Origin of the sequence: Snodgrassella communis, from assembly GCF_914768045.1 — a bacterium.
GTDB classification, from domain to species: domain Bacteria; phylum Pseudomonadota; class Gammaproteobacteria; order Burkholderiales; family Neisseriaceae; genus Snodgrassella; species Snodgrassella communis.
In genome coordinates this window covers 1-25175 of the sequence record NZ_CAJZCD010000004.1, presented here as the reverse complement: position 1 = coordinate 25175, position 25175 = coordinate 1, and the positions used below count along the sequence as shown (strand labels likewise).

Below are 25175 nucleotides of genomic sequence, written 5' to 3'. Positions count from 1 at the left end.
CATAGCTGGAGATGGTTTCGATGCTAGACAATTTATCCGATCGCTTTAGTAAAATTGCGAAAACCCTGCGCGGACAGGCGCGTTTGAGTGAAGACAATATTAAAGATGCCCTGCGCGAAGTACGCATGGCGCTACTGGAAGCAGACGTTGCCCTGCCAGTTGTAAAAAATTTCATGGCTTCTGTAAAAGAACGTGCAGTTGGGCAGGAAGTCATTGGCAGCCTCACACCAGGACAGGCATTTATCGGGGTGGTGAATGACGCCCTTACCGAGCTGATGGGTACTGAGAACAGCAGCCTGAATCTGGCCGCGGTACCGCCGGCTGTCATCCTGATGGCGGGTTTGCAGGGGGCAGGTAAAACCACCACTGTAGGCAAACTGGCACGGCTGCTGAAAAACGAACAAAAGAAAAAAGTGCTGGTGGTTTCCGCCGACGTGTACCGACCAGCAGCGATTGAACAGTTAAAATTGCTGGCTCAGCAGGTTGAGGTGGATTTTTTTCCATCTCATGAAGGTGAACAACCAGTTAGCATTGCCCTGAATGCACTGGATCACGCCAAAAAACATTTCTATGATGTATTAATGGTCGATACCGCTGGTCGGCTGGCTATTGACCAGAAAATGATGGACGAAATCCAGCAGATTCATGCAGCAATTAATCCCGTGGAAACACTGTTTGTGGTGGACGCCATGCAAGGGCAGGATGCTGTAAACACGGCACAGGCCTTTAATGACACCCTGCCCCTAACCGGTGTAGTATTAACCAAAATGGACGGTGATGCCCGTGGTGGTGCTGCCTTATCAGTACGCCATGTAACAGGCAAACCGATTAAGTTCATCGGTGTCGGCGAAAAAATCAATGGTCTGGAACCATTTTATCCTGATCGTCTGGCTTCACGCATTCTTGGCATGGGCGATGTACTCTCACTGATTGAGGATGTACAAAAAGGCATTGATGAAAAAACCGCACAGCAGATGGCCAAAAAGCTGCATAAAGGCAAAGGTTTTGACCTGAATGACTTTAAAGCACAGATTCAGCAGATGCGCAAAATGGGCGGGATTGAATCGATTATGGCCAAACTACCGGGCGACATGGGACAAATGGCCAAACAGGTACCGGAAGGCACAGCAGAAAAAGCCATGAGCCGGGTAGAAGCCATCATCAATTCAATGACAGCCAAAGAACGTGCCAACCCACAGCTGATTAAAGCCAGCCGCAAACGCCGCATTGCCAATGGTTCTGGCGTTACCGTGCAGGAAGTAAACAAAATGCTCAAACAATTTGAGCAATCACAGAAAATGATGAAATCATTTACTAAAGGCGGAATGGGTAAATTGATGCGTCTGGCCAAAGGCATAAAAGGCATCATCCCTCAATAATCATCCCAAACTGCCTGACTAGTTCAGGCAGTTTTTTATTTCTACTATCGGTGCCACCTCAACAGACAGTTTTAATTCAGCCTGTACATACTGATATTTTTATTGTAAATTATTTAGGACAGTTGATTTTTTCTGTTCAATCACTCTACTTAAAAAAGGAGTAATATTATGCGTAAATTTAACGATAAAGGCTTTTTTCGAGCCAACCAGTAAACGCCGTAAAGGTTTCCCGTCCGAAACCAGCGTTAAACGCGGATTAGTACGGATTGTTCATGGCGATAAAATTCTGCATGAAAAGCTGGGTCGCAATGATCGTTGTCCATGCGGTTCTGGCCGCAGCTTTCAAAAAATGTTGCCTAAAAACAGGCTGCTTTCGATGGCAGCAACAGACATGACTATTTCCGCTGATGTCTGCCACTTGTATCGTTACTGATTTAATCAGCCTTTAATTGCTATCTTCCGGTATGCTACTAGTGTTACCAGCATACCGGAAAATTATTAATTGCTTTTGCATAGCTGATTGATGGGCAAATAATCAACAGATACAGCAATTGGGCTATGCTGTCACCAATATCAGCCAATCACCATACCGATATACACTGCACTTCACTTTTTCACCGATCTTATCGACAAATCATTACTCATCTTATTTACTTTCGCACACTAATAACGCGTAGTTTGCTGCCATATTATTCAGACGCTAACAAAAGCGCATCATCTTAAACCATGCATTAATGCATGAGTTATAATTGAAGTCTTATTTTTTGATTTTTCCTAACTCAGTAACCATGTTAAACACCCAATATTCTCCCAGTGAAATCGAAACCCGTTTGTATCAGCAGTGGGAACAGCGCGGCTACTTCGACCCGTCTCTAGATTTAAGTAAACCCTCTTTCGCTATTCAGCTGCCACCACCAAATGTTACCGGTACCCTGCATATGGGACATGCGTTTAACCAGACCATCATGGATGGATTAACGCGTTATCACCGCATGAAAGGCGAAAACGTCTGCTGGATACCCGGTTCCGACCATGCCGGTATAGCTACCCAGATTGTGGTGGAACGCCAGCTAGCTGTGGAAAATATTTCCCGCCATGATTTGGGTCGTGAAGCGTTTATTGCCAAAATCTGGGATTGGAAAAAATTCTCCGGTGGCACCATTACCGAGCAAATGCGTCGCGTCGGCTGCTCAGTAGACTGGAGCCGTGAATACTTCACCATGGACGAAGTCCGTGCTGAGGTGGTAACCGAAGTATTTGTACGCCTGTTTGAGCAGGGACTGATTTATCGTGGTAAACGGCTGGTAAACTGGGATCCGGTACTGGGTACAGCGGTATCCGATCTGGAAGTGGAAAACATCGAGGAAAACGGCCATATGTGGCACATCCGCTATCCACTGGCTGACGACCCGAACAATGCCCTGATTGTAGCCACTACCCGCCCAGAAACCTTACTAGGCGACGTAGCCGTGGCTGTACATCCTGAAGATGAACGCTATGCCGGCTTTATTGGTAAACAGGTAATCCTGCCATTATCCGGCCGCACTATTCCAGTGATTGCCGATGAATATGTGGATAAAGACTTTGGCACTGGCTGTGTAAAAATCACACCGGCACACGATTTTAACGATTACGAAGTGGGTAAACGCCACCAAACTGTACTGATTAATGTACTGAGTCTGGATGCCAAAATCCTGTCGCAGGCAGAAGTGTTTGATTTTCAGGGGCAGGCACAGACAGCTATCAACCTGCCGGCGAAATATGCTGGTTTAGATCGTTTTGCTGCACGTAAACAGATGATAGCCGACCTTGAAGCAGAAGGCTTACTGGTTAAGATAGAAGAACACAAACTGATGACGCCAAAAGGCGACCGTACCGGCAGTGTGATTGAACCGATGCTCACCAGTCAGTGGTTTGTCGCCATGACCCGCAGTGCCAACAATAATGTTGCCCATCCGGAACCAGAATCAGAATTCAAAGGTAAAACCTTAACCGAAAAATGTATCCATGCCGTGGAAAGCGGACAGGTACGCTTTATCCCGGAAAACTGGGTAAATACCTATAACCAGTGGATGAACAATATTCAGGACTGGTGCATCTCGCGCCAGCTATGGTGGGGACACCAGATTCCGGCCTGGTATGACCAGACCGGCCGCGTATATGTTGCACGCAATGAAGCCGAAGCACGTGCACAGGCCGGAACAGATGCAGTATTAACCCGCGATGAAGATGTACTGGATACATGGTTTTCTTCCGCACTAGTACCCTTCTCTACTCTGGGCTGGCCGCAAGACACACCCGAATTGCAGGCATTCCTGCCGTCTCAGGTACTGGTAACCGGCTATGAAATCATTTTCTTCTGGGTAGCGCGCATGATTATGATGACTACCCACTTCACTGGTAAAGTACCATTTCATGATGTTTATATTCATGGCATGGTGCGCGACCATGAAGGCAAAAAAATGTCTAAATCCGAGGGCAATGTGATTGACCCGGTAGATTTGATTGATGGCATTGATCTGGAAAAACTACTGGTAAAACGCACAACTGGCCTGCGCCGGCCGGAAAAAGCGCCACAAGTAATCAAAGCCACACAAAAACTTTTCCCTGATGGCATTCCGGTATTTGGTGCAGATGCACTGCGCTTTACCATGGCCAGCTATGCCAGCCTTGGTCGCAGCATTAATTTTGACTTCAAACGTGCCGAGGGCTATCGCAACTTCTGCAATAAACTGTGGAATGCCAGCCGTTTTGTTCTGATGAACATTGAAAATCATGATTGCGGACAGAACGAAAGCCTGCCATTAAACTACAGTTTCGTTGATAAATGGCTGCTGACCCGACTGCAACAGACTATCACCGCAGTGAGCGAAGCAATGGATACCTACCGCTTCGATATGGCCGCACAAACACTGTATGAATTTATCTGGAATGAGTACTGCGACTGGTACGTAGAGCTGGCCAAAACCCAGCTCCAGCGTGGTGACGAAGCACAACAGCGCGCAACACGGCGTACACTGGTACGGGTACTGGAAGTGGTGTTGCGGCTGCTGCACCCGATTATGCCATTTATTACGGAAGAATTGTGGCAAACCATCGCGCCTTTGGCCAATGCAAAGCATACCGAAAGCATCATGCTATCAGCATGGCCACAGGCAGACAACAGCCTGACTGATACCGAGGCAGTAAACCAGATGCATTATTTGCAGGAGCTGGTGAATTCCGTACGTAATCTGCGTGGTGAAATGGGGCTGGCCATGAGTGTAAAAGTGCCGCTGCTGGTAGAAAGTTCAACAGATTTGAGCACATTATTGCCCTATCTACTGCTTATGGCTCGCCTGAGTGAAGCCAGACAAATAGCACAGCTGCCGGAAAGTGATGATGCTCCTGTAGCAGTATGTCAGGGCGCACACCTGATGCTGAAAGTAGAGATAGACAAAGCTGCCGAAACCGCACGTCTGCAAAAAGAAGCAGAAAAACTCCAGAAAAACATTGATAAAATTACTACTAAGCTGGCCAAACCGGGCTATACCGATAAAGCACCGGCACATCTGGTAGAGAAAGACCGTAGCGAACTGGCACAACTGCAGGACAAAATGGCCAAAATCAACTTGCAATTGCAGAAATACCGCTAATTAAATTATTTACTTTGTCATAGCAACCACCAGACCATAAGCATATATATTTGCTCAGTCTGGTGGTTTTTCATACCAAATTTTCATATCAATTAAGTATAATTTAATATTAGGCGAAAATAATTTATTTTTTTAAAAACATACATTTAAGCAAGTACAATATATTTAATTTGTATTTGATTTACACATTATTATTTTATTTTATAATAATCTTATGTAAAATTCAGCAATAATGATTTGTTTTTTGGTCTATTATTCCAAAGACATATGAACTGGATATACTGAAAGATTGGAGCAATAAGATGGTAAATACATCTAAATACTCGTCCCTCAACATCGTCCTGATTCAGACACGTGAAGCATTACTTTCCCATTTTCGCCCCATGCTGAACGATATCGGCATCACCGACCAGCAATGGCGTATTATCCGCCTACTGGCAGAAAATGGTATCATGGATTTTCAGGATCTGGCTAGACAGACATGCATTCTGCGCCCAAGCCTCACTGGTATCTTGACGCGACTGGAAAAACTGAATTATGTGGTTCGCCTCAAACCCTCCAATGACCAGCGAAGAGTATTTCTGAAACTGACACCAACAGGAGAAAAACTGTATGAGGATTTCTGTGTTGAAGTAGATGCGCGCTACAAAGTACTGGAACAGCGCTTTACTCAGGAAAAGCTGCAACAACTGGGTAAACTGCTGAAAGAATTTACCAATATCGCTGTTGATAAAGAAGAAAAAGAAGCCAGATAACATGGATCAACCATCTTCAGCTATGGCTTTGCAATACCGGGAAGCCATGTCCAAAGTGGCGGCAGCAGTATTTGTCGTCACCACAGAAGGTTCTGCCGGCCGTTATGGCATCACGCTCACTGCTGTCACCTCAGTAACGGACACCCCACCCACACTCTTATTATGTATTAACCGCAATGCGCGTATTCAGCCAATTCTGCGTGCCAACAGGCAGTTGTGTATTAATGTTCTGGCCACTACACAGCAAGATGTAGCCGAACACTTTGCCGGCATGACATCTATTCCAGCAACTGAGCGCTTTTTGCAGAATGAGTGGCAAAATCATCAGCATACCACCCAGCCTCAGCTAGTAGGTGCACTGGCACATTTACATGGTCATATTATCGACAGCCATGATATGGGCAGTCACAGCGTGTTTTATATAGCCATTGAACATATCCACGTGAATTCGCAGGAAAATCAGGGGTTGGTGTATTTTCAGCGGCAGTTTGCTCAAACTACTGCACTAACAGATCAAACAAGCTACGGCTAAATCATTTATCTACCAAACTGGCTATTACTACCTGTTAGCACTGATAAACAAAAACGGACCGTCCATACAGGTACAGTCCGTTATCACTGGCAGAAATATTTATTTTACAATCTGTACCAGCTCACCCGCTGCATAGCGGTTAGCCATTTTTTCCAAAGAAATCGGTTTAATCTTGTCTGCATGACCAGCAGCGCCAAATGCGACATAGCGATCGATACATATCTGTTTCATTGCTTTAATGGTTTCAGTAAAGTATTTGCGTGGATCGAATTCTGCCGGATGTGTAGCCAGAAAACGGCGGATGGCTCCCGTACTGGCCAGACGTAAATCGGTATCAATATTTACTTTGCGCACACCGTATTTAATCCCTTCCACAATCTCTTCCACCGGCACACCGTAAGTTTCCGGAATATTGCCACCATACTCATTGATAACCTGTAACCACTCCTGCGGTACCGAGCTGGAGCCATGCATCACCAAATGGGTATTGGGCAGGCGTTCGTGAATTTCGCGGATGCGGTCAATACGCAATACATCACCAGTTGGCTTACGGGTAAATTTATAGGCACCATGGCTGGTACCAATAGCAATTGCCAGCGCATCTACACCCGTATCCTGCACAAAGCGCGCAGCTTCATCCACACTGGTGAGCATCTGCTCATGGCTGAGCTTACCAGCAGCGCCTACACCATCTTCTTCACCGGCTTCACCCGTTTCCAGATTACCCAGACAACCGATTTCACCCTCAACTGATACCCCGCAGGCATGTGCCATATACACAGTTTTACGCGTAACATCCACATTGTACTCATAAGTTGAAGGTGTTTTAGCATCACTCAGCAGCGAACCGTCCATCATAACTGATGAAAAACCCAGCTGAATAGAACGCTGACAAACTTCTGGCGATGCACCGTGATCCTGATGCATGACCACCGGAATATGCGGAAATTCTTCAGTAGCTGCCAGAATCAAATGACGCAAAAATGGTGCACCAGCATATTTACGCGCACCGGCACTGGCTTGCACAATCACCGGAGCGTTAACTTCATCGGCCGCTTCCATAATCGCGCGCATTTGTTCAAGATTATTGACATTAAACGCCGGCAGACCATAACTGTTTTCAGCAGCATGATCCAGCAGTTGACGCATAGAAACTAAAGCCATGAGATTCTCCGTGTGTACTTAGCAATAATGGGTAAAAATTCGGCGTAATTATACCACCATGAGCCATATTTGTAGGCTTGAGCATAAACTATTCGGCAAACCCATATCTAAACAAATAACCACAGGAATTATTGAAAAAAAACGACTTGTTCGCGTCGTACAGTCAATGGCAGCCAGTCACCTGCATTCACTGCCTGATGCAGTGGCAGCCACCAGCGTAATACCCCGTATTGCGGATGCAGCAACTTCACATCATATAATCTGGCGGTTAAACCCACCTCAATTACCTGTACCTGCACCCCGTTTTGCCGGTCGTATTGCAGCGCATTCTGCGGTATATAGCAGGTATCACTGACATTATCGCAGCCCAGCAGACGCGCAGCCCAAGCATCTGCCGGCTGCGCCAGCAATTCAGAAATCTTACCCTGCTGCACCCAGCGACCATACCTAAGTAGGCAAATGCGATCAGCCAGCGCAAATGCCTCTAGCGGACTATGAGTAACCAACACAGTAGGGCATTTCTGCTGGCGTAGCAAACGCAAGGTTAATTGCTGCAAACTGGCACGCAAAGTCGTATCCAGTGCTGAAAAAGGTTCATCTAACAGCAATGCCTGTGGTTGCAGAACCAATGCCCGCGCCAACGCTACCCGTTGCCGCTCCCCGCCGGATAATACCCCTACCGGCTGAGTAGCTGCCTCAGCCAGCCCCACTTCAGTTAAAAGCTGTTGTGCCTGCTGCCGGGCGCTTGATTTACTTACCCCATGCATACGCAGGCCAAAAGCTACATTCTGCCAGACATTCAGATGTGGCAACAAAGCATAGTCCTGAAACATCAATCCGATACGGCGCCGTTCTGGCTGTAAGAAAGTGACATCTGTATCATTAATCAATATTTTGCCACTATCCGGTTTCGTCAGACCTGCTGCCATATTCAGCAAAGTCGACTTACCACTGCCACTCTCACCCAATACCGCCACCAGCTCGCCATCGGCCACTTGCAGACTTAAACCCTCTGCCACCACCTTACCAGCAAACTTCTTATGAACCTGCCGCCAGCTCAGCATATGCGTTGTTCCTTTCTGTCTCTACCCCACTCCAGCAAGGCAAAAATCAGCATTGCCAGCAACATCAGCAGTAAGGTCAGCACCATCGCACGGTCATAGTTATCACGCCCTGCTGTACTCAGATAATAATAAATCAGCGTAGTTAACGTCTGCCATTCAGGCCGCGATAAAAACAGCGTGGCCGCAAATTCCCCGACACAGGTAGCCGCCGCCAGTGCCAGCCCGCGCTGTATAGCCGGACGCAACAGCGGTAAAATCACATACAGCAGCACCTGTATGCGACTAGCTCCCAGAGTCCGCGCCGCCTGCGTATAACTACGCGGCAAACTATCCCACGCCGCCAGCACATCCTTAGTAATAAACGGATAGGCAAGCAGCGCATAGGCACATACCAGCATGCTTAATGATGCCGCCCAATCCGGGTAGCACAATAACAGTCCAAACGACACACACACAGGCGACACCATAAACGGCAAGAAAGTTAGCGTGCGCAACCACACCAGCCGCCGCGCCAGTGCCGCATGCGTACAACCCAGCAGCAGCGCTAACACCATTGCCATTGCAGTAAAGCGCAAAGTATTCCAAAACGCTTGCCATGTAGTGCTTTCCAGTAATACCAGCCATGAGCTGCCCGCCAGCCCAGCACGCCAGCCAACCGCCAGCAGCGGCAGCACACAACAGCCTAGCAACAGCAGCAATGCCAGCAATAGCGCCAGTTTCTGCCGTGCAGTCGGTTTTTGTGGAGGTCGCATCTGCACCACTGCCGTTTGTGCCGTATATTTACTCAGACAGGCATACACAACACCAGCTAGAAAAGTCGTTGCCAGCGTCCACAGCACCAGCACACCGGCCTGTGCCATATCCAGCTCATAGGCAATCAGCTGGTAAATCTGCACTTCCAGCGTAATGTAACGCTGCCCCCCCAGCAACAAAGCCAAACCAAAACCAGAGAAACAGTACAAAAACACCATGCACATACCACCGGCCAACCACGGCAACATTTGCGGCAACTCAACATAAACAAAACGCTGCCACACCCCTGCACCCAGAGTCTGCGCCGCATACAAACGCGTCGCCGGTACCTGACACAAGCCCTGATAGGCCGCACGTACCATCACTGGCAGATTAAAAAACACATTGCCATACAACAATAACCACGGTGTTTCTTCCCAGCCACGCCACAACAGCCCCTGCGCCCCGAACAGTGCCAGAATCCCCATACCAGCCACCAGCGTTGGCATCACAAACGGCAGCATCAGCAAACGCAACACCCAGCTTCGGCCTGCAAACTGCAAACGGGTAACCACCCACGCCACCGGCACCCCCAGCAACAAAGTCAGCCCGCTGCTGATAGCGGCCTGCCAAGTTGTCCAGCCCAGTAAGCGGCGCAAATACTCATCCTGCCAAACCATACGGAAACTGTCTGCATCCGTTTGTTGCAGCATCGTCCACAACGGCAGCAGCACCACAGCCAGTAAAAACAGCAGCGGCAACAGTAACAGCATTCCCAGCAGCAATTTTTGCGCCATACCACCAGCGTTTGCTTTAATGCCGTTTACCTTCATATGCACCTGTTCATTACCTTTAAACTCACCATTTGTACAATCAAACAGGGCACCACCATGCCCTGTTGTTACTCCCTAATCTAGCGATGGCAGACAGCCCTATTTCAGAGCAGCGCCCAACATCTGCCTAGCGTTGCACCACCTTCACCCACTGCTTTACCCAGCCTTGCTGTTTTGCGGCCATATCAGCCATACTCGGTTGGGCAACAATAGTAGGAATACTCATATGAGCATATACCGGTGGCAGCTTCACCCCTTTCACAGCCGGATAAACCCACATTGATGTAGGTATGGCACTTTGTACCTGATTGCTTTGCAGATATTGCACCAGCTTCGCCGCCAGTACCGGCTGGCTGGCATTATTCAGCACCGCAGCACCTTCAATCTGGCGGAATACCGCACCCTTAAAGCGCAAATCCCCAGTTGGCGGCGTCTCGTATTTGCCTTTACCATAATACACCTCGGCTACCGGACTGGAAGCATAGCTCACCACCATCGGCCGGCTACCACCATTTAGCGTGAAATCAGTGTAATAAGCCTCACTCCAGCCCTTGGCCACTTTCACCCCGTTCTGGCGCATTTTTGCCCACCACTGCCACGTACCCTGTTCACCGAGGCCACCAATATTGGCCAGCAGAAACCCCAGCCCCACCGTTGAAGTGGCCGGACTAGGTACCACCAGCAAATCCCTGTAAGCCGGGCTGGCCAGCTCTTGCAGCGAGCGCGGTAAAGGTTTCTTGTGTTTCTGGAACCATGCCTTATCATAATTAATAGCAATATAGCCATAATCCACTGCCAGCACCTGCGGCAAGTCCACGTTTACCGCGCGGCTGGCCGGCTGGCTGGCAGCAAACAGCTTAAACTGCTGTGCCTTGCTGATATTACTGTTATCCAGACCATACACCGCATCGGCAATCGGTTTGGCACGCGTTAAAATCAGCTTATTAAGCATCTCATTGCCACTGCCAACCTTAATCACAGTTAACTTAACCTGATTATCCTGCTCAAACTGAGCCAGAACATTTTTCGGCAAAGCAAAAGAATCATGCACTGCCAGACGCACTTCAGGCTGCGCCTGTGCCCATGCGGTCATCAGCATACATAATGCCCCGATTAACCACCTACCTGCCTTCATCCCAGCCTCCTGTACTTAAAATTATCCATATCCTGTGTACAATCATACCTGTTTTACGTGTACATAGTACAAACCTGACGCCAACTTACAAATCATGACAACCCATTACTGGCTCTTCGATCTTGACAATACCCTGCATCAGGCGGATGCAGGCATCTTCAGCATTATCAATCAGCACATGACCGCCTATCTGGCTACTAACCTGCACATAAACAGCGCAGCAGCCTCACAACTGCGCCAGCAATACTGGCAGGACTACGGCGCCACACTGGCGGGGCTCAGACTGCATCATCCCCAAATAAACCTGCACGACTTTCTGCTTGCCTGTCATCCACTGGCGCAGATTCTGCCCCTGTTGCAGCCCATGCCACAGCTACAGTACACATTGGCACACCTGCCCGGACACAAAATAGTTTTTTCCAACGGGCCCAGCCATTACGTGCAGGCACTCATAAGCGCCATGCAAATTCAGCCACACTTCCATGCCCTGCTTGGCACAGACAACCTTGAGCTATACCACAAACCCCACCCTCAAGCCTACCACAACCTGTGCCGGCAGCTGCATATACAGCCACAACAATGCATCATGGTAGATGACAGTCTGGCCAACCTGAAAACCGCACATACACTGGGCATGCGTACCGTATGGTATGGAAAGCACAGCCATCCCACCCCTGAAATCAATGCCACAGCCCCAGACATGTCCAGCCTACTGCACATCGCCTCAGACCTATTGTGAGACGCTATACGCCAGCACACAAATTCTCTACAATAACAGCCTATAAATCACCAACCACAAAGGACAACACCATGCGTGCGGGAATCTGTTTATTATGCGGTTTACTGGCTCTCAGTGGCTGTACATGGGAAACCTATCAGGATGCCACCGGCCAAACCAGACTGCGCCAGAAATACGAGCCGGGTACACGAGTGGTATATCAGGATGGTACCTACTCGCACAACATGCGTTACAACAGCATGCGTCCCGAACCTCATGTCATGAAACCCAGCGTAGGTGATGCCAACGAAAAACTACCGGCACATACCCACTGGGCAAACCCAGACAGCAGTGCCGAATAATCCACCTACACCCACATACAGGGCTGCCAGAATCAGACATGAATTCCGGCAGCCCGTTTAAACATCTGAATACATACTGATTTATGCCTACTACACCCCTTAATATCGTTATCCTCGCTGCCGGCAAAGGCACCCGCATGTACTCCCGCCTGCCCAAAGTACTGCATGAAATCGGTGGCATCAGCATGCTCCAGCGCGTTATCCACACCGCCCAGAGCCTGCACCCCGACAACATCAGCGTCGTCATCGGCCATGGTAAAGAATTAGTGCGGCAACGCATTCAGGCAGATGTGCACTGGGTTGAACAAAACCAGCAGCTGGGTACCGGCCATGCAGTAAAAATGGCACTGCCACACCTGAGCAGCAACGGACGTACCCTGATCCTGTATGGCGACGTACCCCTAATTGACCAGCAAACCTTACAGAATTTACTCAGCATTGCCGGTGAAGATATCGGCCTGCTGACCGACGTACTCGACAATCCCACCGGCTATGGCCGCATCATTCGCGAACAAGGTAACGTTATAGCCATTGTCGAAGAAAAAGATGCCACCAGCACCGAAAAAGCCATCCGCGAAACCAACACCGGCATCTTCGTACTGCCCAATCACAAACTGGCACAATGGCTCAACGCCCTGCAAAACCATAACGCCCAGCAGGAATACTACCTCACCGATGTAATTGCACTGGCACAGCAGGACAACATCCCCGTACATCCGCTACAGGTACGCACCTCATGGCTGGCAGCAGGTGTAAACAACAAACAGCAACTGGCACAACTAGAACGCATCCTGCAACAGCAGCAGGCCACCGCCCTGCTTCAGGCCGGCGTTACCCTGCGCGACCCGGCACGCTTCGATTTACGCGGCCAGCTCACCCACGGACAGGACGTAACAATCGACATCAACGTCGTACTCGAAGGCAACATAGAACTGGGCGACAACGTAACCATCGGAGCCAACTGCATAATTAAAAACGCCACCATCGGCGCCGGCACCACCATTCACCCCAACTCCCATCTGGATAACTGCATCATTGGCAGCAATGCCCAGATTGGTCCATTTGCCCGTCTGCGCCCACAGGCACAGATTGGCGACGCCGTACACATCGGCAACTTTGTCGAAGTTAAAAACAGCATCATCGGCTATGGCAGCAAAGCCAACCACCTAACCTATCTGGGCGACGCCACCATCGGCGAACACAGCAACATCGGTGCCGGCACCATCACCTGCAACTACGATGGCGTCAACAAATACCGCACCACCATCGGCAATCAGGTACGCATCGGCTCCGGCAACATGCTGATTGCGCCCATCACCATCGGCGACCGCGCCACCACCGGCGCCGGCAGTACCCTGAGCAGAAACTGCCCAGCCGACAAACTCACACTGGCGCGCAGCCGCCAAACCACCCTGCCAGAATGGCAGCGTCCTGAAAAACCAGCCAAAGGGTAATCCCCCTCCTTATTCACACCATCAACCCATCATGCTAAAACCGCATGACGAGTTGATGGCTGCCTACCGCCACCCTTCTTCACCCACACAAACAGCCCATCAAACATCAACTAAACACTCAAAAACCAGATACACAAAACACATAATCACAACAAAATTAAATAAAACAGAATCATAAACCGCATAATAATTACATAAAAAGCCATATTATTGACACAAACCCCTAACAAAACTGCTTCACTTAGCCATCCATGCATGCAAATTAACAACCAAACGTAATATCATGCACAATAAAAATGATTCCCACTTAAAACAACAACAAAATACCTATATCCAAAGGTTTAGCGCAGTGTCAACACTTACCCTCGATCAACTACCGTTTGGGCAACCGGCAGTGATTACCCACCTATTGCCAGAATCCCTACCATTTCGCCGCCGCCTGTTAGCCATGGGCATCACCCCCGGCAGCCACGTCACCGTTATCCGCACCGCACCCATGGGCGACCCGCTGGAAATCAAAACCCGTGGTTTCTACCTATGTCTGCGGCGTAGCGAAGCAAAAGCCATTAGCGTAGTTGAGGTAAAAAAATGAAAATTGCATTAATTGGTAATCCCAACAGCGGCAAAAGCACCCTCTTCAACACCCTTACCGGTTCCCGCCAGCAAGTAGGTAACTGGCCGGGCGTCACCGTTGAGCGCAAAACCGGCAGCATCCAGATAAACCAGCAACCAATTGAAATCGTCGACCTTCCCGGCACCTATGCCATCGAAAACCTAGACATAGCCGCCTCACAGGACGAAATGATAGCGCGCGAATTCGTCCTCAACGAACCCGACACCCTGATTATCAACATCATCGACGCCACCAACCTGCAACGCAGCCTATACCTTACCTTTCAGCTACTTGACCTGAAACGTCCCATGCTAGTGGCACTCAACATGATGGATGCCCTGCACAACATAGGCGAAAACATCAACATCAGCACCCTTACCCAGCAGCTCGGCTGTCCGGTTATCGCCATTTCTGCCGCCAAAAAAACCGGCCTGTCCCAACTGCAACAAGCCATAACCGCAGCCATTACCCATCCCGTACCAGCCAACCCACAGCTGGATACCCTTGGCAGCAAACATAGCAGCATCATCCGCAACCATCTGGCACAACTGCCCGCAGACAGCGCCGTTCACCAGCTCGACCAGTGGGCACTGATTGAACTGCTACTCAAACAAAATCCCATCCCCCTCAGCGAAGCAGAAAACCACACCTTACAACAGTGCCGCGATGCCCTGTCCGACTGGTGCAACCACGAAATCGACATCGCACTGGCCAGCGCCCGTTACGACGCCATCGACCAGCTAAGCCGTAGCGTTATCGAAAAACCACGCGAAGCCAACCTGTCACTTTCAGACAAAATCGACCGCATCACCCTTGGTCGCTACAGCGGCATCCCATTTTTCCTGCTTGTCATGTACCTCATGTTCATGCTGGCAGTAAAATTCGGTTCCGTATTCATCGACTTTTTTGACATCCTTTTCGGCACCATATTTGTCGACGGCTTTTCCACCCTACTCACCAGAATTGGCGCGCCAGAGTGGCTGATTGCCATCCTCGCCAACGGCATCGGTAGCGGCATACAGACCGTCGCCACCTTTATTCCCGTTATCGCCGCCATGTTCCTGTGCCTGTCATTTCTCGAAGATTCCGGCTATCTGGCGCGTGCCGCCATGGTAGTCGACAGAGGCATGCGCGCCATCGGCTTACCAGGCAAAGCTTTCGTACCCATGCTGGTAGGCTTCGGCTGTGGTGTACCAGCCATCATGGGCACACGCACCCTCGACAGCACCCGCGACCGTCTCATGTCCATCAGCATGATTCCATTCATGTCCTGTGGTGCCAGACTACCGGTATATACCCTCTTTGCCGTCATCTTCTTCCCCCACAACGCCTCTACCGTCGTATTTATCCTTTACCTGCTCGGCATAGCCGTAGCCATCCTCACCGGCTTCATTCTCAAACACACCCTACTGCCGGGCGCCATCACCCCATTCATCATGGAAATGCCCGCCTACCGTCTGCCTACCCTGCGCGGCATGCTCTACCTCACATGGTCACGCCTCAAAGGCTTTATCTTCCGCGCCGGACAGGCCATCGTCCTCATGGTAACCATCCTCAGCCTGCTCAACTCACTCGGCAGCGATGGCTCTTTCGGCCACAACGACAGCAGCCAGTCTGTCCTGTCTGTAGCCAGCCAGAAAATCACCCCGGCATTTGCCCCCATGGGCATCAGCGAACACAACTGGCCGGCTACCGTAGGCATATTTACCGGCATCTTTGCCAAAGAAGCCGTCATTGCCACCCTCAACTCCCTGTACTCCATGAAAGCAGAAGAAAATGGCGGCGAAGAACACTTCAACCTGCAAGCCGGCGTCATCAAAGCCCTGCAAACCATTCCCGCCAACATCAAAGAACTGGCCAGTTCCTTCCTCGACCCCCTTGGCTTCAGCGCACTGGACCAGAGCGCCGACAGCGTACAGCAGGATATGGACATCAGCGCCAGAACCATTACCAAACTAGAAGCCTCCTTTGGCAGCAGTACCGCAGCCATGGCCTACCTCATATTCATCCTACTGTACACCCCATGCGCCGCTGCCCTTGGCACCATCTACCGCGAAGCAGGCGCGCGCTGGATGCTGTTTGTCGCCGGCTGGACATTTCTCACCGGCTGGAGCTGCGCCACCATCTACTACCAATACCATCAGCTTAGCCACAGCACCAGCGCCCCTTACTGGATTGCCGGCGTAGCCTGCCTTTTCAGCATCATCGTCTGCGCCATGAAACTCATCGGCAGCCGGTGGCAGACCAGCCAGCCAACCATAAAAACCAGCCCGCGCAGCACAAACAACGGCTGCCACTAAATAGCAAACTATTTTTACCAACTATCAAACATATTGACACTCAACAGCAGACCGATGACCATAGCCAGTGGCTAACTAAAAAGTTGACGCTGCACTGAAAAGCAAAACATGACATACACATAATGAAGTAATTACCATTGCTTCGCATCGCCGAACCGAGTTACTAACTGAGCTGAAAAATGCAAGTCAAATGGACAGATAAGGCATGAGCTGACTTAAACATCATTGTGCGCTAACCTTCCAGAAGAACCCAACAGCGGCATTTGATATTGAAGATTCGATATTGAACAGCGTTCAAAATTAATCACTATATATAGCCTATCATCAATACCATGCAGCATTTAGGTACTACCAAGGTCAAAATGGAATTTTTGACTTACCAGAAAGTGCCGCGAATCATCATTGGTAATGGATTATGAATAAACAAGAAACACAGTTGATCGAGATTGAAAAAAAAGCTGATGAGCTTATGCAGGCAATAAATGCTTTTGCATTTGCTCTTCGCCATGAACATCAATTTTTCCCAGATATAACCGTTAGCCTATGTGCTGAGGCCATACACAATATTTCTAATATATCTGCTCTTGTTTATAGCTTAAATCCTGAATTGAGACCATCATATCTACAAACAACTGATTTCTCTAATGCACTTGAAGAGGTTAAAGAACAATTAACATGGTGCTTTCCTCCTTGTACAAAAAAGCATATAGAACAAGAATAATAATGAGCCAGTACAGCTAAAAAAAGCCCGTTTGGATTTTTTTCATTGTTTAGCTGTACTAGCTCAAACCTAATCTGACAGACACCACCTACTCATCGGCATTACCTCGCAATAGCTTAGCGCCCTCCCTGCAGCGGTCACGCCCCAGCAAATAATTAACGGATCCAGCTGCGCCACCTTTTCCTCGATTAAAAAACTGAACAATCATAATCAGCTTTCAAGATAGCCACCAACGGCATTTAAAGCCCGTTCTGTGGCTGCCAGATGGGTAATGATAGTAAAGGCATCTAACTGCTTCAGAGCACCAACCTTAACAACCCCGTTAATGTTTCGGGCTATCAGATTTATATCAATAGAGTAGCCATTAGCAATAAGTTACTTACACCTTGTAAAGTGTTTGCAATAGTATGGACATTTTTACCCAAACAAATAGTGATATTTTCCCCATCATCACTATCTATTTATTCAATATTCAACAGCTCAACCAACAGGAACCACCCACCAGAGGATTACCAGCACATGCTCATCACCGCCATTCGCGATTACCTCCACACCATCGGACAGGCTAGCCTGCAAGATTTAGCGCGCCATTTTCAAGTACAGGAAAGTGCCATGGAGCAAATGCTCGCTTTCTGGCTCAGAAAAGGCACCATTCGCCAGCTTACCCCCAGCCAGCCCGCCTGTAACCAGAACAAATGCAGCGACTGCATCGCCTGCCCCGACGGCGTAAAAAAAATCTATCAAATCACCACCAGCCCACATACAACCATCCCCATCAACCCAATTAATCACAGCACCTGACTACCCCCTATCTAAGTCAAAACACATTAGCAACGTGACAGCATAAATCAATGTCAAATCCATATTAACCAGAACAAATAACTGGCAACACAGCAGCACAAAAATAACGCATTTGATAAATAAAGATAATTTATTCAAAATACCCACAACCACAAAACATCAACATAGCCATACCTACCGCTTAGCATCAGCCACCATTAACAAACACTACTGTGCAAACCAGTCATTTCCATTACAATCATCTTCTCAAACAAAATAGAAACAGCATCAACAGGCGCCGCGATGCACACCAGACAGACTACCACTGCTGCATTAGCCCATAACCAGCAACAGCATAGCCCGTCTCACCATAACCCCGCATCCGCACCACTCAGCCTGTTCGTAGCAAAAGGATAAACCATGTGTGGCATAGTCGGCGCCATTCGCGCTCAGAATAACGTAGTAGAATTTCTTACCAGCGGTCTTGAACGACTGGAATATCGCGGTTATGACTCCTCAGGCATCGCCGTATGGACACCAAATAGCATCGAACGCGTGCGCCGCGTCGGCCGCGTCAAACTCATGGAAGAAGCCGCACAGGCCGCCGGCCTCAAAGGCTGCCTTGGCATCGGCCATACCCGCTGGGCTACCCACGGCGGCGTTACCGAACCCAACGCCCACCCGCATATCTCCAACGACCAGATTGCCATCGTCCACAACGGCATCATCGAAAACTTCGAAGCCGAACGCAGCCGCCTCCAAGCACTGGGCTATGAATTCACCTCACAGACCGACACCGAAGTCATTGCCCACAGCATTCATTACGAATACACCCACACCAGCAGCGGCAACCTGTTTCAGGCCGTACAGACCGCGTGCCAACGCTTTCAGGGTGCCTACGCCATCGGCGTTATCGCCAAAGACAACCCCGACCAACTCATCGCTGCACGCATGGGCTGCCCCCTGTTAGTAGCACTGGGTGAAAACGAAAGCTTTATCGCCTCCGACGTCTCCGCCGTTATCGCCTATACCCGTCGCGTCGTCTTCCTCGAAGATGGCGACATCGCCCAGCTGTCCACACAAGGTATCGACACCCTGCTCGACAAACACAACCAGCCAGCACAGCGCGAAATCAAAATGTCCGAGCTGTCACTCGCCTCTCTCGAACTGGGGCTATACAGCCACTTCATGCAAAAAGAAATCCACGAACAGCCCAAAGCCATCACCGACACCGCCGAAGTATTTCTCGTTGGCGGCTTTGAGCCAGAAAACTTTGGCGCCAGCGCCGCCAGCATCTTCGAGCGCATCCGCAGCATCAAAATCCTTGCCTGCGGCACCTCCTACTATGCCGCCCTTACCGCGCGCTACTGGCTCGAAGCCATCGCCCAGATACCCACCGATGTCGAAATTGCCAGCGAATACCGCTACCGCAAAGTCATCGCCGACCCCGAGCAACTCATCATCACCATCTCCCAGTCCGGCGAAACCCTCGACACCATGGAAGCACTCAAATATGCCAAATCACTTGGCATACAGCACAGCCTGTCCATCTGCAACGTCATGGAATCCGCCCTGCCGCGCGAAAGCGAACTGGTACTGTATACCCGTGCCGGCGCCGAAATCGGCGTAGCCTCCACCAAAGCCTTTACCACCCAGCTAGTAGCCCTGTTTGGCTTAGCTGTAACACTGGGCAAAATGCGCGGACTGGTTACCCCTGCAGAAGAAGAACAATACACCAGCGAACTGCGCCTGCTGCCCGGCAGCGTACAACACGTACTCAACCTCGAACCGCAAATCGCCAGCTGGGCAAACCAGTTTGCCGCCAAAAACAACGCCCTCTTCCTGGGACGCGGCATCCACTATCCCATCGCCCTTGAAGGCGCACTGAAACTCAAAGAAATCACCTACATCCACGCCGAAGCCTATCCCGCCGGCGAACTCAAGCACGGCCCACTGGCACTGGTAGACCAGAACATGCCCGTCGTCGTCATTGCGCCCAACGACAGCCTGCTGGAAAAAGTCAAAGCCAACATGCAAGAAGTAGCAGCACGCGGCGGCGAACTCTTCGTCTTCACCGACCTTGACAGCGAATTCACCGCCGGCGCAGGCGTCCACATCATCCGCACCCCGCGCCATATGGGCGTACTCTCCCCAATCGTCCACACCATACCCGTACAGCTACTGGCCTACCACACCGCACTGGCACGTGGCACCGATGTGGATAAACCGCGCAATCTGGCGAAATCGGTGACAGTGGAGTAGGTATTACTTTCTCATCACAATTTATTGAAATATAAAAAATCCAGTGATGCCTTTAAAAACATCACTGGGTTTTTAAAATTAACTTAACAAATATTTAAAGTTTAAATTAAGATATATTTAATCCAGATTTAAAATATACTAAATTAATCTTGATTTAAAATATGAGTTTTAATCCAACTATCTAATTTTTCGATACAGACAAATTTAGTTGGTACATCATCAGGTGGAGCAACCATCCAAAAATGTAAATCCTTACTAATATATAATTCTATATTAATCTCTGGTTTTTCAGAAACAGGCCATCCAAGCAACTCAAGCATACGCTGTCTATTTTTCTGAACAAATGCGCGCCGTTTGGCGATTTTCTTCATATGTGCATCTTTTTTACTTCCAAATATTTCATCGCGTAAGCGGCGACTATCTTTTATAACAAAAACTGGTTTGATATATTTACATTCAGCATATACTAAAACATTTATCTCTGGCCAATACGCCAGTCCATCAAAATCGCCCACATCATCAAATCTTTCAGCTTTAAACCTGTCGTAAAAATCTAAACCACCTACAACATATTGCGTATATCTCTTAAATATTTCAATAGTGTGTTTTTCCAGTTTCTTTTCTAGCTCAACTTTAATACCATTTACATATCGTTTAATATTAGGCCAGTTGAAATCTGCTGGCAGGAAGCCATTGTGTAAATTGTTTCGCCATATTTGCAGGGTACGATAAGTTAATTCAGCGCCCCAATAAAATTTGTTATTAAAATAGACTAATGGTCTGAGTGAATGTCGATAAGGCCGTTTATTATACTCCCAATACGGTACTTCATTTTCATTATGATTTTTACTACTTAACTGAAGAATTTTAGTTTCAGGTAAGGTTAAAAATTCAACAATTGTGCGCGCTTCTTCTTCTGTAATTGAATTTATATACTTTTGAAGAGTAATTAATAAATTTTCTAAACTAGAATTATAAACTAAATCTATCTTTTGGCTTAAACCATGCCGTTGTGGTTGAGTCAATATAATTAAAACAAATAATAATTTCCAATATTCAAAGCCCAATTCATTTCGATATAATTGATTAAATTCATTATTGTCAATCAAATCAGCATTTAAACCACTTATGTTATCGTCAGTATTAACACCCAAACCTAATAAATTTTTAGTATGCTCTTGCTGAAATTTAGACATATCATTTTCAAAATTATTTATAAAAAAAACATTTGGAATATAATCCTCACTTATAATCAGTCCACCATCAGCAATGCTATGATGTAAAACATCACTGGCAGAATTAAAAGAAAAATAAATATAAACATAACAATATAACTCTCGCAAAGCATCATCAGTTACCCTGATTTGGCCTTGTATATGTAAACTAACTACTTTTTCTAATAGATATCTATAACGTACTGCTGAAATTAAATTTTTGGTTCTGATACTATCTGCTATTTTTACGCCATTATCTTCTTTCGAATATAACAAATCTTGTGTTATATTCAAAAGCTTTGTATTTTCAACTACTAGAGCAGCATTTAATTGTTCAATACACCTGATAATTAATGATTCTTTATTGAATGATTGTAACATTGATTCGATACTTCTTTTTAAATAATCACAGATAGCTTTTATTTTTGGTTTAGCTTCATCTGCTTGGTATCTTCCAGGTTTCAAACCCTTACTGAATAGTGTATTAGCAATTTTTCGTTTAACCTGAATCATATCCTGTTCAGTAATCAAAACAGTTAAATCATTAATTGGAACTTCAACATCATGTATAAACTTTGAAAATTGAAGTTTTTGTGGTTTTGAGGCCTGTTCAGTAATCAAAGTAATGAAATTTTCAGCTAATTTCATCTTTTTTTGTTCATGGCATTTCTTTAGCAACTCCAATAAACATCTAATTTCAAAAGAATTATTATTAATATTTATTGAGTTAAAATACAATACTTTAGGATTAAACACTAAAAGATATTTATTCCCATCAATTAATCTTACTTGAGAAAGCAGTTTATCATTTTTATATATTGCTTCTTCATGTAATTTAAAATTACGCAAATATCTTTTATCTGCTTTACATTCAAAAACTATATGTTTTTGTTGCATAAAAGGCATCTTAACTAATAAATCTCTGTTTTGAGTAATTACATTGATTATCAAATAAGCAAAATAACCGTGAATTTCTAAATTTGCTATGTTTACCATTTCTTTTAAATTATACATGGCTTGTACTGTACAAGTACCCACATTTGTAGAATAGGCATAAAAAGGTTTCCAAAAAGATACTAATCCTTTTATGGCATCTGTTTTATTTATTGACCATATTTGATTTCTTGTTATTTCCCAAGTTAATTCATTGTCCGGAAATCTTTCTGGTGCTTCATGCCAAAATTGAGCTAACTTTTTAAATCGCCAATAATTTCCCCAACAAGGGCTAACTAAATTTATATTGTATTCAGAAAAATAATCATCACATGAAATATTTTTAGAAAAACAAAAGCTAGCATACCAGTCTACTTTAGATAATAGTCGATTGTACATTTGCGTGACTGAATCTGATTCATCAAACCTATCATGTATATATTGCATTAACTGTTCGATTTCATCTATTGTTTTTATTGAATCATAAATTGAAATAAAATCAGCTAATGGTAAAAATTGTGCCGGTTCTTGAGGTATATCCACAGAAGATCTACCTAATTTTTTTTGTTCCAAAACCAGTGTAATACGAATATCATCCACACAATATTTTGATTTACCGATTTCCTTTAAGTTTATTATTTGGTTATTTGATAATATAAAAAATATTTCTGCTTCTTTTTGCAACTTTATATAAATTTTGTTTGTTGCATTTACAGCAGCCTGATAAAAATTATGTTTACAATAACAGATTAAATGCAATAGGTTCTCTCCCCCGACAACACAACTAATTCTTAAATCTGAAATAATTTCTTTATCAATTTGTATAAAAATTGGTTCTCTACACCCATAAACATCTGCGAAACGTTTATCTAAAAACTCAGCAATTTTTATATGGGGTAAATAAGAACTGTTATTTATGTTTTTATTTGCCCAGTAATCAATTATTTTACCCGGTAATTGGCGTACTGATATCGGGATTAACAGCTCATCTGTTGACAAAAATATATAAGGTACAATAAAACCTTCAAGAAAATTATTAACAAATTTTTTTTGAGTTAAATCTTTATAGGAAGTGCCAAATGATGTTATTAACTTGTCACTGTTTTCATTGACCCATTTATTTATTTCCTGTCTTGTTTGTACCAGTGCTTTAGTACATGAATACCAGAAATTTTTCGGCGGCACTTCAACATATCCTTTTTCTGGTTGGGAGACATCCACATTAGCAAAACCATCAAAGGAATTAATCATATAGCTTTGAATGGCAATGACAAGATCCATATCTGCCAATGCCTCAGGGTTATCTGCAAAACTGATCCGAAATGATTCAATAAAATCCGGCACACGATTAAGATCACTACCATAGAAAATAGGCACAAATTCCGAACCAAGACGTACCTTAATTTGCCCCCAATCAGCTTGAAGAGAGTAGTCTTCTAAAGATGGAAATTCAGGCCATATTTTATAAAGCTCAGTAAGGAAAAAGCTAAATTCTTTGTAGTCTGAAATAGATTTTGCCTCTACTTCATCTTCGGATAGTTCCAGTAATATCGACCAAGCCAATGCATGTTTGGCGGGACTCGTAACATTCATTGGCCACAGTTCTGATACACTAATCGCCAATGCTATATCTAAAAGTTTATATTGTCTGAATAATAATTTCATTTTATTAATACTTGATACGAATTGAATATCTTCTTTTTGTTGAATCATTGTTTTAAATATATTTTTTTCTTGATTTTCTCTACGTTCCCTTTTTAATCGAGCTTTCTTTCCCATTTCTTCTTCCTTCAATATATATTGACAAATTTCAAGCGCTACACAAAACTAAATTTACCGTTATTCTACATAAATTAATTTTAGATAAGTCATTTATATACTATTTATAAATAAATAAATTTTCTTAAGAATTTCAATCAGTCTTATATATAATAAATACATAAAAACCCGCCATGACCAAACGTCATTGACGGGTTTGCAACCGTGCAAATTTTCAACCGACCTGTCTAATCGCTATGCGTTGCTAATAGATACTTATGGCACTGGGGGGCAAGGCTTTCTATTAAGGGAGAAGGAAACAGCGCTAACCTTGTGCATTCTTTGTTATCCACAAGCGGTACGCTAGCCGTAACGTGCTGTTTTGATAATTTACACCATAAAATTTAGAATATAATTTTGTATTGGAAAAATAAGCTTTAGTTTATGCACAGAATTTTTATGCTTATGTTAAGCAAGTCTGTGCAATATATATCATCAAACCATAAGTTTTATTTTAACTAAGGCGATGCTGAATGCAGTATGTTGAGACTAGCCAGAATGACAAATACCAGATTGCGATGTTGGTTTTTCTGGTCGCATTTTTTACTTATATTTGTGTTTATGGTTTTGAGCTTACGCACTTTGGTTTGTCGATAGATGAGGAATTTAATAACAATATTTCCCATACTATTGCTAATGGCATATCTTATTTAAAACCAGTGGAATGGCAACACCTATTCAAACAACAAAATTAAGGGGTAGCCGTTTGTTAAATTCTACCGGAGGCAAATAGCCCAACGACGAATGTAACCGTTTATGATTGTACCAATA

19 protein-coding genes are annotated in these 25175 nt (G+C 46.1%); 14 read left to right on the top strand and 5 right to left on the bottom strand.

The window, feature by feature from the left end:
* The first annotated feature begins 20 nt into the window (after window positions 1-20).
* The 5 genes from ffh to hpaC all read left to right on the top strand — a co-directional run bounded on the left by ffh (window position 21) and on the right by hpaC (window position 6301).
* Entirely contained in the window at window positions 21-1379 is a 1359-nt protein-coding gene (gene ffh, locus MJ761_RS05330) for a signal recognition particle protein (protein ID WP_093091774.1), read from the top strand.
* Window positions 1380-1518: 139 nt separating this feature from the next.
* Window positions 1519-1812: an SEC-C metal-binding domain-containing protein gene (locus tag MJ761_RS10940; protein WP_218060208.1), complete on the top strand. Its 294-nt coding sequence runs from the start codon at window positions 1519-1521 to the stop codon at window positions 1810-1812.
* A 355-nt stretch (window positions 1813-2167) separates the two neighbouring features.
* Window positions 2168-5014: a valine--tRNA ligase gene (locus MJ761_RS05325; protein WP_093091770.1), complete on the top strand. Its 2847-nt coding sequence runs from the start codon at window positions 2168-2170 to the stop codon at window positions 5012-5014.
* 302 nt (window positions 5015-5316) lie between these two features.
* The gene (gene hpaR, locus MJ761_RS05320) at window positions 5317-5769 is read left to right on the top strand and encodes a homoprotocatechuate degradation operon regulator HpaR (protein WP_037407454.1); all 453 of its coding nucleotides are present in this window, start codon (window positions 5317-5319) and stop codon (window positions 5767-5769) included.
* Between the two features lies 1 nt (window position 5770).
* Window positions 5771-6301 (top strand): 4-hydroxyphenylacetate 3-monooxygenase, reductase component, encoded by a 531-nt coding sequence (gene hpaC, locus MJ761_RS05315; RefSeq protein ID WP_239366470.1) that lies wholly within the window; start codon window positions 5771-5773, stop codon window positions 6299-6301.
* Between the two features lie 99 nt (window positions 6302-6400).
* Here the strand turns inward: hpaC and fba are convergent, their stop codons facing one another.
* The 4 genes from fba to MJ761_RS05295 form a co-directional block, all read right to left on the bottom strand.
* Window positions 6401-7465: a class II fructose-bisphosphate aldolase gene (gene fba, locus MJ761_RS05310; protein WP_037407455.1), complete on the bottom strand. Its 1065-nt coding sequence runs from the start codon at window positions 7463-7465 to the stop codon at window positions 6401-6403.
* Between the two features lie 128 nt (window positions 7466-7593).
* On the bottom strand, window positions 7594-8529 hold the full coding sequence (locus tag MJ761_RS05305; RefSeq protein ID WP_093091768.1) for an ABC transporter ATP-binding protein: 936 nt from the start codon (window positions 8527-8529) through the stop codon (window positions 7594-7596).
* Entirely contained in the window at window positions 8523-10058 is a 1536-nt protein-coding gene (locus tag MJ761_RS05300) for an ABC transporter permease (RefSeq protein ID WP_093091979.1), read from the bottom strand. The genes MJ761_RS05305 and MJ761_RS05300 overlap by 7 nt, the downstream gene beginning before the upstream one ends.
* A gap of 163 nt (window positions 10059-10221) precedes the next feature.
* Window positions 10222-11229, bottom strand: a complete 1008-nt coding sequence (locus tag MJ761_RS05295) for a thiamine ABC transporter substrate-binding protein (protein WP_093091766.1) — start codon at window positions 11227-11229, stop codon at window positions 10222-10224.
* Between the two features lie 94 nt (window positions 11230-11323).
* Here MJ761_RS05295 and MJ761_RS05290 point away from each other — a divergent pair, with 94 nt between their 5' ends.
* From MJ761_RS05290 to glmS, 8 genes are all read left to right on the top strand, one after another.
* On the top strand, window positions 11324-11968 hold the full coding sequence (locus MJ761_RS05290; protein WP_093091764.1) for a pyrimidine 5'-nucleotidase: 645 nt from the start codon (window positions 11324-11326) through the stop codon (window positions 11966-11968).
* Window positions 11969-12039: 71 nt separating this feature from the next.
* Window positions 12040-12309, top strand: coding sequence for a hypothetical protein (locus MJ761_RS05285; RefSeq protein ID WP_093091762.1), 270 nt, complete (start codon window positions 12040-12042; stop codon window positions 12307-12309).
* A gap of 83 nt (window positions 12310-12392) precedes the next feature.
* Complete coding sequence (glmU, locus tag MJ761_RS05280; protein WP_093091760.1) at window positions 12393-13763, top strand: bifunctional UDP-N-acetylglucosamine diphosphorylase/glucosamine-1-phosphate N-acetyltransferase GlmU; 1371 nt, start codon at window positions 12393-12395, stop codon at window positions 13761-13763.
* A 349-nt stretch (window positions 13764-14112) separates the two neighbouring features.
* Window positions 14113-14355: a FeoA family protein gene (locus tag MJ761_RS05275; RefSeq protein WP_037407550.1), complete on the top strand. Its 243-nt coding sequence runs from the start codon at window positions 14113-14115 to the stop codon at window positions 14353-14355.
* On the top strand, window positions 14352-16676 hold the full coding sequence (gene feoB, locus MJ761_RS05270) for a Fe(2+) transporter permease subunit FeoB (RefSeq protein WP_093091758.1): 2325 nt from the start codon (window positions 14352-14354) through the stop codon (window positions 16674-16676). Before MJ761_RS05275 ends, feoB begins: the two co-directional genes overlap by 4 nt.
* A 415-nt stretch (window positions 16677-17091) precedes the next feature.
* Window positions 17092-17397 (top strand): hypothetical protein, encoded by a 306-nt coding sequence (locus MJ761_RS05265; RefSeq protein ID WP_093091756.1) that lies wholly within the window; start codon window positions 17092-17094, stop codon window positions 17395-17397.
* A gap of 519 nt (window positions 17398-17916) precedes the next feature.
* On the top strand, window positions 17917-18198 hold the full coding sequence (locus tag MJ761_RS05260; RefSeq protein WP_080701825.1) for a FeoC-like transcriptional regulator: 282 nt from the start codon (window positions 17917-17919) through the stop codon (window positions 18196-18198).
* 399 nt (window positions 18199-18597) lie between these two features.
* Window positions 18598-20439, top strand: a complete 1842-nt coding sequence (gene glmS, locus MJ761_RS05255) for a glutamine--fructose-6-phosphate transaminase (isomerizing) (protein ID WP_093091754.1) — start codon at window positions 18598-18600, stop codon at window positions 20437-20439.
* Window positions 20440-20582: 143 nt separating this feature from the next.
* On the opposite strand, the gene MJ761_RS05250 is transcribed toward glmS, so the two are convergent.
* On the bottom strand, window positions 20583-24365 hold the full coding sequence (locus MJ761_RS05250) for a hypothetical protein (protein ID WP_093091752.1): 3783 nt from the start codon (window positions 24363-24365) through the stop codon (window positions 20583-20585).
* Between the two features lie 512 nt (window positions 24366-24877).
* Between MJ761_RS05250 and MJ761_RS05245 the strand changes: the two genes are divergently transcribed.
* A complete protein-coding gene (locus MJ761_RS05245) occupies window positions 24878-25099 on the top strand; it encodes a hypothetical protein (RefSeq protein WP_093091750.1) in 222 nt (73 codons plus the stop codon).
* The last annotated feature ends 76 nt before the right edge of the window (window positions 25100-25175 follow it).

Bases quoted from the DNA above. Each gene is read 5' to 3' on its own strand.
- ffh (WP_093091774.1), top strand. From the start codon at position 21: ATGCTAGACAATTTATCCGATCGCTTTAGTAAAATTGCGAAAACCCTG.
- MJ761_RS05325 (WP_093091770.1), top strand. From the start codon at position 2,168: ATGTTAAACACCCAATATTCTCCCAGTGAAATCGAAACCCGTTTGTAT.
- hpaR (WP_037407454.1), top strand. From the start codon at position 5,317: ATGGTAAATACATCTAAATACTCGTCCCTCAACATCGTCCTGATTCAG.
- hpaC (WP_239366470.1), top strand. From the start codon at position 5,771: ATGGATCAACCATCTTCAGCTATGGCTTTGCAATACCGGGAAGCCATG.
- fba (WP_037407455.1), bottom strand. From the start codon at position 7,465: ATGGCTTTAGTTTCTATGCGTCAACTGCTGGATCATGCTGCTGAAAAC.
- MJ761_RS05305 (WP_093091768.1), bottom strand. From the start codon at position 8,529: ATGCTGAGCTGGCGGCAGGTTCATAAGAAGTTTGCTGGTAAGGTGGTG.
- MJ761_RS05300 (WP_093091979.1), bottom strand. From the start codon at position 10,058: ATGGCGCAAAAATTGCTGCTGGGAATGCTGTTACTGTTGCCGCTGCTG.
- MJ761_RS05295 (WP_093091766.1), bottom strand. From the start codon at position 11,229: ATGAAGGCAGGTAGGTGGTTAATCGGGGCATTATGTATGCTGATGACC.
- MJ761_RS05290 (WP_093091764.1), top strand. From the start codon at position 11,324: ATGACAACCCATTACTGGCTCTTCGATCTTGACAATACCCTGCATCAG.
- MJ761_RS05285 (WP_093091762.1), top strand. From the start codon at position 12,040: ATGCGTGCGGGAATCTGTTTATTATGCGGTTTACTGGCTCTCAGTGGC.
- glmU (WP_093091760.1), top strand. From the start codon at position 12,393: ATGCCTACTACACCCCTTAATATCGTTATCCTCGCTGCCGGCAAAGGC.
- feoB (WP_093091758.1), top strand. From the start codon at position 14,352: ATGAAAATTGCATTAATTGGTAATCCCAACAGCGGCAAAAGCACCCTC.
- MJ761_RS05265 (WP_093091756.1), top strand. From the start codon at position 17,092: ATGAATAAACAAGAAACACAGTTGATCGAGATTGAAAAAAAAGCTGAT.
- MJ761_RS05260 (WP_080701825.1), top strand. From the start codon at position 17,917: ATGCTCATCACCGCCATTCGCGATTACCTCCACACCATCGGACAGGCT.
- glmS (WP_093091754.1), top strand. From the start codon at position 18,598: ATGTGTGGCATAGTCGGCGCCATTCGCGCTCAGAATAACGTAGTAGAA.
- MJ761_RS05250 (WP_093091752.1), bottom strand. From the start codon at position 24,365: ATGGGAAAGAAAGCTCGATTAAAAAGGGAACGTAGAGAAAATCAAGAA.
- MJ761_RS05245 (WP_093091750.1), top strand. From the start codon at position 24,878: ATGCAGTATGTTGAGACTAGCCAGAATGACAAATACCAGATTGCGATG.